The sequence below is a fragment of the Burkholderia sp. 9777_1386 genome, assembly GCF_015712265.1.
Lineage (GTDB): Bacteria > Pseudomonadota > Gammaproteobacteria > Burkholderiales > Burkholderiaceae > Burkholderia > Burkholderia cenocepacia.
In genome coordinates this window covers 18,913-28,659 of sequence record NZ_JACCQB010000075.1, presented here as the reverse complement: position 1 = coordinate 28,659, position 9,747 = coordinate 18,913, and the positions used below count along the sequence as shown (strand labels likewise).

At 64.5% G+C, this 9,747-nt stretch carries 11 protein-coding genes; 1 reads left to right on the top strand and 10 read right to left on the bottom strand.

Annotation, left to right across the window (positions count from 1 at the left end; translation table 11 throughout):
• Positions 1 to 33: 33 nt before the first annotated feature.
• Genes H0X91_RS32190 through rfbB form a run of 8 tightly spaced genes read right to left on the bottom strand, consistent with a single transcriptional unit; the run spans position 34 to position 6,359 of the window.
• Positions 34 to 432 (bottom strand): hypothetical protein, encoded by a 399-nt coding sequence (locus tag H0X91_RS32190; RefSeq protein WP_230878071.1) that lies wholly within the window; start codon positions 430 to 432, stop codon positions 34 to 36.
• Positions 433 to 474: 42 nt separating this feature from the next.
• Positions 475 to 1,227: an ABC transporter ATP-binding protein gene (locus tag H0X91_RS32185; RefSeq protein WP_023475277.1), complete on the bottom strand. Its 753-nt coding sequence runs from the start codon at positions 1,225 to 1,227 to the stop codon at positions 475 to 477.
• Positions 1,228 to 1,237: 10 nt separating this feature from the next.
• Positions 1,238 to 2,020 carry an ABC transporter permease gene (locus tag H0X91_RS32180; RefSeq protein ID WP_023475278.1) on the bottom strand — a complete coding sequence of 261 codons (783 nt, stop codon included), beginning with the start codon at positions 2,018 to 2,020 and terminating at the stop codon, positions 1,238 to 1,240.
• A 43-nt stretch (positions 2,021 to 2,063) separates the two neighbouring features.
• A complete protein-coding gene (locus tag H0X91_RS32175; protein ID WP_230878070.1) occupies positions 2,064 to 2,963 on the bottom strand; it encodes a glycosyltransferase family 2 protein in 900 nt (299 codons plus the stop codon).
• A gap of 1 nt (position 2,964) precedes the next feature.
• Complete coding sequence (rfbD, locus tag H0X91_RS32170; protein ID WP_196433674.1) at positions 2,965 to 3,864, bottom strand: dTDP-4-dehydrorhamnose reductase; 900 nt, start codon at positions 3,862 to 3,864, stop codon at positions 2,965 to 2,967.
• Positions 3,857 to 4,408 carry a dTDP-4-dehydrorhamnose 3,5-epimerase gene (rfbC, locus tag H0X91_RS32165; RefSeq protein ID WP_011544743.1) on the bottom strand — a complete coding sequence of 184 codons (552 nt, stop codon included), beginning with the start codon at positions 4,406 to 4,408 and terminating at the stop codon, positions 3,857 to 3,859. The genes rfbD and rfbC overlap by 8 nt, the downstream gene beginning before the upstream one ends.
• On the bottom strand, positions 4,393 to 5,286 hold the full coding sequence (gene rfbA / locus H0X91_RS32160; protein ID WP_196433673.1) for a glucose-1-phosphate thymidylyltransferase RfbA: 894 nt from the start codon (positions 5,284 to 5,286) through the stop codon (positions 4,393 to 4,395). The genes rfbC and rfbA overlap by 16 nt, the downstream gene beginning before the upstream one ends.
• A gap of 11 nt (positions 5,287 to 5,297) precedes the next feature.
• Positions 5,298 to 6,359, bottom strand: a complete 1,062-nt coding sequence (gene rfbB, locus H0X91_RS32155; protein ID WP_196433672.1) for a dTDP-glucose 4,6-dehydratase — start codon at positions 6,357 to 6,359, stop codon at positions 5,298 to 5,300.
• A 345-nt stretch (positions 6,360 to 6,704) separates the two neighbouring features.
• Here rfbB and H0X91_RS32150 point away from each other — a divergent pair, with 345 nt between their 5' ends.
• Positions 6,705 to 7,544, top strand: coding sequence for a symmetrical bis(5'-nucleosyl)-tetraphosphatase (locus tag H0X91_RS32150; protein ID WP_196433671.1), 840 nt, complete (start codon positions 6,705 to 6,707; stop codon positions 7,542 to 7,544).
• A 37-nt stretch (positions 7,545 to 7,581) separates the two neighbouring features.
• Here H0X91_RS32150 and H0X91_RS32145 read toward each other — a convergent pair whose 3' ends face one another.
• On the bottom strand, positions 7,582 to 8,439 hold the full coding sequence (locus tag H0X91_RS32145; protein WP_080322916.1) for a lysophospholipid acyltransferase family protein: 858 nt from the start codon (positions 8,437 to 8,439) through the stop codon (positions 7,582 to 7,584).
• A 19-nt stretch (positions 8,440 to 8,458) separates the two neighbouring features.
• A complete protein-coding gene (locus tag H0X91_RS32140) occupies positions 8,459 to 9,736 on the bottom strand; it encodes a dihydroorotase (protein ID WP_006485101.1) in 1,278 nt (425 codons plus the stop codon).
• Between the last annotated feature and the right edge of the window lie 11 nt (positions 9,737 to 9,747).

Sequence of the window (9,747 nt, the reverse complement as noted above, 5' to 3'; positions counted from 1 at the left end):
ATGCGAGCAGGGAGGCTCGCTTACGCGCCAAATTCACTGAATTGAGCGCCGATTCGCTTCGTCATCCAGAAAATTTGAAGCCATCTCGCCTGCAACTTCGGAAGTTGGTCCATTGATCAGCGTTTCCCAAGCGGGATCGGGATTGTAGACGGGCATCACCACTGAAATCAGCGGCGGATTCGCGAAACCGGCGATACGCTCGCGAATGGCCGCGCGCGTTGCGTCGTCAACCTGATCGTAACGGCGAACCCATTCTGCATAGAGAACCGGATCGATGACACCCGGCGCGCCCGCGCGCAACCATGCGATCCGGCTTCTGATGCCGGCAACTCCTTCCCGGCGGAAGATACCGTAAGCCTTGCGCACGACCAGTCGCAATCCACCGTCACCCGCCACCCGGTTCACGAACGAGCGTGCTTTGCGCAACTTCATCGGTTCAGCACCCAGCCATACCGGCGTTCGACTTCACAACCATCACTCCCCCACCGAAGCAGCATATTGCGACACGACGTCGTCGACTTCCCCGAAAGCGCGCACACGCCCGCGCTCCATCCACAGCGCCTTGTTGCACACCTTGCGGATCTCCTTGTTCGAGTGCATCGCGAGCACGACGATCTCGGCGCGGTCGTGCAGTTCCTCGAGACGCGCCTCGGCCTTGTGCATGAACGACGCATCGCCCACGCCCATCACTTCATCGAGCAGCAGGATCTCGGCGTCGACCGCCGTGGACACGGCGAATGCAAGCCGCATCTTCATGCCGCTCGAATAAGTACGGATCGGCAGATCGAGGTAGTCGCCCAATTCGCTGAAATCAGCGATATCGTTCTGCTTTTTGCGAATCTCCGCGTCAGTCATGCCGAGCAGCAGGCCGCGCAACCGGATGTTCTGCATACCGGTCGAGTTCTCGTCCATGCCGAGGCTGATGTCGAGCAGCGGCACGGCCTTGCCCACGCGTGACAGCGAGCCGGCTGTCGGAGGATAAATGCCGGCCATCGCGCGCAGCAGCGTCGACTTTCCCGCGCCGTTGTGACCAATGAGCCCCACGCGATCGCCTCGATCGAAGCGGAAACTCAGATCGTCGAGCGCCCGTACGACGATGACGCCGTCGTTGCCCTCCGCGATCCGGTTGCGTCGCCCCATGCGAAGCACCTGTTTCTTCAGCGAGCGGCCCTGGACGTCGTAGATCGGCAAATCCAGCGTCACGTTCTTCAGTTCAATGTGTGCCATGTCGCCCCCTTCAGACCCAGTACGGAAGACGTTTCAGATAACGACCGGTCATGAGCAGTGCGATCGGCCATCCAACGACCGCCATGCCGATGGTCACTCCCCACGTCAGCGCGCTCGGCATTTGTCCGATCAGCGGGCCGCGAACGACATCGATCAGGTAAGCAAGCGGATTCCATTCGACGATGAACGAAAAGCGATTCAGCGCGTCTGGACGAAAGATGATGGGTGTTACATAGAATGCGACTTGAAGCAGCGCGCCAATGATCTGCGGAAGGTCGCGGAATCGTGCGGACAACAGGCTTGTCAGCATGGCGATCCACATTGCATTCAGCACATACAGAAGCAGCCCCGGAATGAACATCGGCAGCGTCTCCCAGCTTTTGACGCCGAAGATCATCAGAAGACCGATGACAATCACGAAGTTGTGTGCCAGCACGATCAGGTTCCGCCATACGACTTGCAGAATGTAGATCAGCTTCGGTGTGGGCACCTGGCGTATGTAGGCGCCGCTGCTGATATACGCGATGCTTCCCTCCTGGATCGTCTGCGAAAAAAGCCCCCACAGCACGATGCTCGATGCGAGGAACGGCAGATATTCGTTCATCTTTTGTCCGAACAACGTACCGTAGACCACGCCGAGCGACGTAATCATCACGCCCATGCTGATCGTGAGCCAGAACGGTCCGACACTCGAGCGAGCATAGCGCTGCCGGATTTCGAGCCAGCCGAGCAGCGTCCATAACCGCCACGAGGCAATGCTCTGTTTGAGATCAGCAAGTGAAAGAGTCAGCATGCAAGCTTTCTAGTTGAATGAGATTGAAAAATGGGCCGGTACATCAGAGCGCACCGGTACGACCGGTCAGTCCGTGCCAGATGCCGAGCAATGAGAGCCGCAGGTGCGCCACGCGAGGCTGCATGAACAACGCGTAGATCGCAAGCCGGACCGGCATCTTGACCAGTTCGGTCGACTTCCAGCTCCAGGGTACGTAGGAACGCCGGATCAGCGCGATCGCGTTGCGGAACAGATAGTAGTGCCGAACCGCGCTGTGCCCCGGGTAGCTCCGCCCGAACACCTTCACCGGCTCGCCACCCAGTTCATGCTTCAACCGCAATGCCGGCGCGCCGAGCACCGAATACCCCTTCGAGCGCGCGCGGACACACCATTCGAGATCGACGAAGTCGATGAACAGCGAATCGTCCATCGGGCCGATGTCACGCCATACAGCGAGATTCACGCACGATCCCGACGTAATCAGAAAGTCGACCTCGACCGGTTGCACACCGTCCGGCTGAACCCGGCGCAGCTTCACGTACCCGAAGCGGACGAACGGCGCGACGCCGCCCAATCGGGCATCCTCGTACGCGGGGCCGACGAGCGCCACGCGACGATTACGCATGCGCTCGGCCGCCATCGTCCGAGGCAGTTCGACCAGCAATTCGTCTGACGGCTCGCTATCCTGATCGAACAGCAATACCGACGTACAGTTCGCCGCGGCCAGCCGTTCGATGCCTTGGTTGAGCGCCGTCGCGATGCCAAGATTGGCGCCGTTCGCAACATAATCGATACGCGCGTCGAGCCCGAGCGCTTCCGGTACACTGATGCTCTCCGTGTTATCCACCACCACGCATGGCCATACTTTGGCGAGCCGGTTCGCACGGGCTACGCAACCGCTATCCGGCCGGTAGAACACGATCACGACACCGGTCTGCTCCCGAACCGCGGAATTCTGATTCAAGTTACTCACTCAGGCACAGCTTCAGCGCATCGGCCCAGTCCGGCAACCGCAACCCGAATGCTTCGGTCAGCTTGTCGTGCGACAGTCGCGAATTGGACGGGCGCTTGGCGGGAACCGGGTAGTCGCTCGCCGGAATCGGCAACACCTTCGGCGCATGCTCGCCCATCGCGTGGGCGAAGATTGCCTCGGCAAACCCGTGCCACGACGTGGCGCCCGCGGACGTGAAGTGATAGACGCCGGAACGCTGAGCCCACCAGTCCGCGTCATCGGCCGCCAATGCCTGCGCGACGATGTGCGCGGTCGCGGTGGCGATCGTCTTCGACCATGTCGGCGCGCCAACCTGATCCGCGACGACACGCAACTCAGGACGCTCGCTCCCGAGCTTCAGCATCGTCAGCAGGAAGTTCTTGCCGCGGCGGCCGTACACCCAGCTGGTCCGCAGGATCAAGTGTGCGCAACCGGTCGCCGCGATGGCCTGCTCGCCCTCCAGCTTGGTCAGCCCGTAGACGTTCTGCGGGTTGGTCGCGTCCGTTTCGACATAGGCACCCTCTTTGGTGCCGTCGAACACATAGTCGGTCGAGTAATGAACCAGCGCTGCACCGAGGCGCGCCGCCTCCTCTGCGAAAGCACGCGGGACTTCGGCATTCAGCCGGCGCGCGGCGTCGACGTCCGTCTCGGCCTTGTCGACGGCCGTGTACGCGGCCGGGTTCACGATGATCGACGGCTTCAGCTCGCGTACGACGCTGCGCACCCGATCGAGGTCGGACAGGTCGAGCATCGAGCGGTCGCATGCGACCACGCGGCCGAGTCCTTGCAGCGAGCGCAGCAGTTCGAACCCGACCTGGCCATTCACACCCGTCACGAGAATCGTCGGCTCAGGAGTCACACCCACCTCACGCATAAACTTCGGCTTCGCTCAAACGCTTGCCGGCCGCATCCTTCGCCGCCAGCAGCGGCTCGAAATCGATCGGCCACTCGATCCCGATCTCCGGGTCGTTCCACACGATGCTGCGCTCGTGTTCGGGGAACCAGTAGTCGGTCGTCTTGTAAAGGAACTGCGCGGCCTCCGACAGCACGACGAACCCGTGCGCGAAGCCGGGCGGCACCCACAGTTGCCGATGGTTGTCGTTCGACAGCACCACACCCACCCACTTGCCGAAGTTGGGCGAATCCTTGCGAATGTCGACGGCGACGTCGAACACTTCGCCCTCGACCACGCGAACGAGCTTGCCCTGCGCGTGCTGGATCTGATAGTGCAGGCCGCGCAGCACGCCCTTCGACGAGCGCGAATGGTTGTCCTGCACGAATTCGACGCCGGGTGCGACCTGCTCGGCGAATTCCTTCCCGTTGAAGCTTTCGTAGAAGAACCCGCGCGCGTCGCCGAACACCTTCGGCTCGATAATCTTGACTTCGGGCAGCGCCGTTGCCGTTACTTGGATGGCCATGCGACTTGATCCGTAAGAATGTTCTTCAGGTACTGACCGTATGCGTTCTTCGCGAGCGGCTGGGTGAGCTTCAGCACTTGTTCCGCGTCGATCCAGTTGCGGCGATACGCGATCTCTTCCGGACAGGCGACCACGAGACCTTGCCGCTTCTGCAGCGTCGCGATGAAACTGGCCGCCTCGATCAGCGAATCGTGCGTGCCGGTATCGAGCCACGCATAGCCGCGCCCCATGATCTCGACGTTCAGCGCGCCGCTATCGAGATAGCGCGAGTTGACGTCGGTGATTTCGAGCTCGCCGCGCGGCGACGGCTTGATGTCGGCCGCGATGTCGCACACCTGGTTGTCGTAGAAGTACAGGCCCGTCACCGCGTAGTTCGAACGCGGCTTCGCCGGCTTCTCCTCGATCGACAGCGCGCGGAACGACTTGTCGAATTCGACGACACCATAACGCTCCGGGTCGTGCACGTGATACGCAAACACGGTCGCGCCGCTTTCCTGCGCATGCGCACGCTCGAGCTGCTTCGCGAGATCGTGCCCGTAGAAGATGTTGTCGCCGAGGATCAGCGCCGACGGATCGTTGCCGACGAACTCCTTGCCGATGATGAACGCCTGCGCGAGGCCGTCGGGCGACGGCTGCACCGCGTACTGGATGTTCATCCCCCACTGGCTGCCGTCGCCGAGCATCGACTCGAAGCGCGGCGTGTCCTGCGGCGTCGAGATGATCAGCACATCGCGAATACCCGCGATCATCAGCGTCGACAGCGGGTAGTAGATCATCGGCTTGTCGTATACCGGCAGGAGCTGCTTCGACACGACGTGCGTGATCGGATACAACCGGGTGCCCGAGCCGCCGGCGAGAATGATGCCTTTACGTGCCATCGCTTCTCTCCTCAGGTGCGTTTCGCGTAGTTCGTCTCGACCCACTTGCGGTACTCGCCGGATGCGACCTCGTCGGCCCAGGCCTGGTTGTCGAGGTACCAGTCGACCGTCTTCGCCAGGCCCGTCTCGAACGTTTCCGCGGGCTTCCAGCCGAGTTCGCGTTCGAGCTTGCGCGCATCGATCGCGTAGCGGCGATCGTGGCCGGGCCGGTCGGTCACATAGATGATCTGGTCACGGTACGAACCCGCTGCCTTCGGGCGCGCCTTGTCGAGCAGGTCGCACAGCGTATGCACGACTTCGAGGTTCTTCTTCTCGTTCCAGCCGCCGACGTTGTACGTCTCGCCCGGTACGCCACGCGCGAGCACTTCGCGGATCGCGCTGCAGTGGTCGCCGACGTACAGCCAGTCGCGCACGTTCTGGCCGTCGCCATACACCGGCAGCGGCTTGCCCGCGAGCGCGTTCGCGATCATCAGCGGGATCAGCTTTTCCGGGAACTGGTACGGGCCGTAGTTGTTCGAACAGTTCGTCGTCAGCACCGGCAGGCCATACGTATGGTGATACGCGCGCACCAGGTGGTCGGAACCCGCCTTCGTCGCGGAATACGGGCTGTTCGGCGCGTACGGCGTCGTCTCCGAGAATTGCGGGTCGGTGGCCGACAGCGAACCGAACACCTCGTCGGTCGATACGTGCAGGAAACGGAACGCGGCCTTGTCGGCGTCGTTCAGACCGTTCCAGTACTGGCGGGTAGCCTCGAGCAGCGTGAACGTGCCGACGACGTTGGTCTGCACGAAGTCCGCGGGACCGTGGATCGAGCGATCGACGTGGCTTTCCGCGGCGAAGTGCAGCACCGCGCGGGGCTTGTGCTCGGCCAGGAGGGCGTCCAGCGCGTCACGGTCGCAGATGTCGACGCGCGCGAACACGTGCTTCGGGTTCCCGTCGAGCGACTGCAGCGTGCGCAGGTTCCCTGCGTACGTCAGCTTGTCAACGTTGAGCACGGCTTCGTCGGATGCACGCAGCCAGTCGAGTACAAAATTGGCACCGATAAAACCCGCGCCGCCCGTAACCAGGATCATGAGGCTCCCTCAAATAATGCGCGGCAGACGCCATCAGAGGCGCCTGCCACATCAGATTCGCAAATGCCAGTAGCTTGTGATCGCCACGTCAGACCGGGAATTTTAACCGGTCGACATGGCCTCCAAAGTCATGAAATGCTAATTTTGTTGGGGAAAGCGACAATTATAGGTAGCCGCCCCCTGCAAAAGCCATGCCGCTAACAACTTGATACAGCGCTTCGAACCCTTTCCGGGCATGAAATTTCTTGCCAAATCAACGCGCGGTTGCGGAACACAAATTGCGCAACACTGCAGTGACTGGATAATTTTTCCCGTGTTCTCGATACTCGCGAAATCCCCTGCCCCATGACTTCCCCTCCCATCGCCATCGGCGACATCCAAGGCTGTCACACCGCTTTCCAGGCGCTGTACGAAAAGCTTTCGCCGCCCACCGACACGCCCCTCTGGATCGCCGGCGACGTCGTCAACCGCGGCCCGGGCTCCCTTGCCGCGCTGCGCGCGGTCGTCGATCTCGGCCCGCGCGCGACCGTCGTGCTGGGCAATCACGACCTCCACCTGCTCGCGGTCTCCGCCGGGCTGCGCACCGAGCGCCCGGGCGACACGATCGGCGAGATCCTCGACGCGCCCGACGCCGATGCGCTGCTCGACTGGGTCCGCCACCGCCCGTTCGTGCATGTCGAAGACGGAAAGCTGCTCGTGCACGCCGGCGTGTTGCCGCAATGGGGCGCCACGCTCGCGCTCGAACTCGCGGACGAGCTCCAGCGCGCGCTGCGTGCCCCCGATTGGCGCGACACGCTGCAAGACCTGTACGGCAACGAGCCGAATCAATGGAGTCCGGACCTGAAAAAACGCGACCGGATGCGCGTCGCGTTCAACGCGTTCACGCGCCTGCGCTTCTGCACGCCCGACGGCACGATGGAGTTCAAGGCGAACGGCGGCCCCGACAGCGCGCCGCCCGGCTACCTGCCGTGGTTCGACGTGCCCGGGCGCCGCACCGAGGACGTGACGGTCGTGTTCGGGCACTGGGCCGCGCTCGGCCTGATGCTGCGCGACAACGTCGTCGCGCTCGATTCGGGATGCGTATGGGGAAACCAGTTGTCGGCCGTGCGGCTCACGGCCGATCCGGCGCAGCGCACGGTCACGCAGGTGCAGTGCGAAGCGTGCCGCTCGCCGGGCGGCGAGTGACGGCACGCTGATTGGCCGGCCCCGGCCGGTCGGCGCGTCAGCCCTCGCGCCCCGGCACGGGCGCGTCGGTCGTCGCCTCGCCCGCCGCACCGGCACCGAGCTCGGTCGCCGGATACGCATGCTTCTGCAACTCGGCGAGCGATTCGGCCGTCGGCTTGCCGACCTTCTCCTGCAGCGTCGCCAGTGCAGCGGCGATCGCGTCGCGCGCCGCCGCGGACGTCGCGCGACGGTCGCCACCCGGCGCGATCGGTTCGCACACATACAGATGCGCAATGAGCGGGCCGCCGCGCAGCACCATGTCGAGCGACTTGCCGAGCGACAGGTCGCCCGTGTAGGCCGGCGCGACCGACTGCCGCCCGCTCGCGTCCTCGTACATCAGGCAGATCGGCTGCACCGCGCAGCCGGCCGAGACCGCGGCCTGGAACAGGTTCGCATGGAACGGCAGCAGCTCCTGGCCATCGGACGTCGTCCCTTCCGGAAACACGCACATCAGCCCGCCGGTGCGCAGGCGCTCGGCCATCTCGTGCATGATCCGCATCGCCTCGGTGCGCTTCTCGCGCTGCAGGAACACGGTGTCGAGCTTCTCGGCGAGCCAGCCGACGACCGGCCATTGCCGCACCTCGGCCTTCGACACGAACGGCGTCGGCCGCCACGCGTTGACCGCGTAGATGTCGAGCCACGACACGTGGTTGCCGACGACGAGCGCGCTCGCGTCGAGCCGCGCGCCGTCGTTGTGGACGACGAGGCGCATCCCGCAGATCCGCAGCATCTTGATCGACCAGCGGCGCGTCATCTCGGCGCGGCGCGCGGGCGTGACATGCGAAAAACGCAGCGCGACGATCACCATGCCGCGCAACAGGTGAAAGACGAGACGCAGCTTGCGAAAGGCGATCATGGCGAAGGTCCGGCGAGGTTCAGTGGCGCTCGAACGCGACCTGCCCGGCCACGAGCGTGGTACGCACGGTGGCCGGCAGTTCGTAGCCGAGGAACGGCGAGTTGTGGCCCTGGCTCTTCAGCGCACGCGGCTCGACGCGCCAGTGCGCGCGCGGATCGAACACGCACAGGTCGGCCGCGCCGCCTTCGGCGAGGCGGCCCGCCGGCAGTTGCAGCACGTCGGCCGGCGCGGACGTGATGCGGCGCAGCGCCTGCGCGAGCGGCGTGCGCGTCTCGTCCGCCCACTTCAGCGTCAGCGACAGCAGCAGTTCGAGCCCCGTCGCGCCCGGCGTCGCTTCGCCGAACGGCAGCAGCTTCTCGTCGTCGTCGACCGGCGTGTGATCCGAGCAGATCGCGTCGATCGTGCCGTCGGCGAGCGCCACGCGGATCGCTTCGCGATCGCGCTCGCTGCGCAGCGGCGGGTCGAGCCGGAACTGCGAATCGAAGTAGCCGATGTCGACGTCGATCAGGTGGACGTGGTTCACGCCGACGTCGCAGGTCACGGGCAGCCCTTCCGCCTTCGCCGCGCGCACGAGCGCGAGGCCGGCCGCCGACGACAGCCGCGCGAGGTGCACGCGTGCGCCCGTCACGCGCATCAGTTCGAAAATGGTGTGCAGCGCGATCGTCTCGGCCGCGACCGGCACGCCGGACAGCCCGAGCCGCGACGCAAGCGCGCCGCTCGCGGCCACGCCGCCGCGGCCGATGAACGCGTCGAGCGGACGCAGCCACGTCGTGTAGCCATAGGTGCTCGCGTACTGCAGCGCGCGCAGCAGCACCTGCGTGTCGCGCACCGGCACGTTGGCGTGCGTGAAGCCGACACAGCCGGATTCGGTCAGCGCGACCATCTCGGTGATCACCTCGCCCTTGAGGCCGACCGTCAGCGCGCCGAGCGGATGCACGTTCGCCTGGTGGAGGTTGCGCGCACGGAACTTGAGCATTTCGACGAGGCCCGGCTCGTCGAGCACGGGATCGGTGTCCGGCGGGCACACGAGGGTCGTGACGCCGCCCGCGACGGCCGCGGCCATCTCGGACGCGAGCGTCGCCTTGTGTTCGTAGCCGGGCTCGCGCAGCCGCGCGCACAGGTCGACGAGGCCGGGCGCGACGACCAGGCCCGACGCGTCGATCGTCTTGTCCGCGTTGAAACCGGCGGGCGCGCTGCCCAGCGCGGCGATCTTGCCGTCCGCGACGAATACGTCGGCCTGCCCTTCGGTACCGGCGACCGGGTCGATCAGCGTGCCGCCTTTGATATGAATCTTCATGCGCTGTCTGT

Excerpts from the sequence above, each read along its gene's own strand:
- H0X91_RS32190 (WP_230878071.1), bottom strand. The coding sequence starts at position 432 with ATGAAGTTGCGCAAAGCACGCTCGTTCGTGAACCGGGTGGCGGGTGAC.
- H0X91_RS32185 (WP_023475277.1), bottom strand. The coding sequence starts at position 1,227 with ATGGCACACATTGAACTGAAGAACGTGACGCTGGATTTGCCGATCTAC.
- H0X91_RS32180 (WP_023475278.1), bottom strand. The coding sequence starts at position 2,020 with ATGCTGACTCTTTCACTTGCTGATCTCAAACAGAGCATTGCCTCGTGG.
- rfbD (WP_196433674.1), bottom strand. The coding sequence starts at position 3,864 with ATGCGTGAGGTGGGTGTGACTCCTGAGCCGACGATTCTCGTGACGGGT.
- rfbC (WP_011544743.1), bottom strand. The coding sequence starts at position 4,408 with ATGGCCATCCAAGTAACGGCAACGGCGCTGCCCGAAGTCAAGATTATC.
- rfbA (WP_196433673.1), bottom strand. The coding sequence starts at position 5,286 with ATGGCACGTAAAGGCATCATTCTCGCCGGCGGCTCGGGCACCCGGTTG.
- rfbB (WP_196433672.1), bottom strand. The coding sequence starts at position 6,359 with ATGATCCTGGTTACGGGCGGCGCGGGTTTTATCGGTGCCAATTTTGTA.
- H0X91_RS32150 (WP_196433671.1), top strand. The coding sequence starts at position 6,705 with ATGACTTCCCCTCCCATCGCCATCGGCGACATCCAAGGCTGTCACACC.
- H0X91_RS32145 (WP_080322916.1), bottom strand. The coding sequence starts at position 8,439 with ATGATCGCCTTTCGCAAGCTGCGTCTCGTCTTTCACCTGTTGCGCGGC.
- H0X91_RS32140 (WP_006485101.1), bottom strand. The coding sequence starts at position 9,736 with ATGAAGATTCATATCAAAGGCGGCACGCTGATCGACCCGGTCGCCGGT.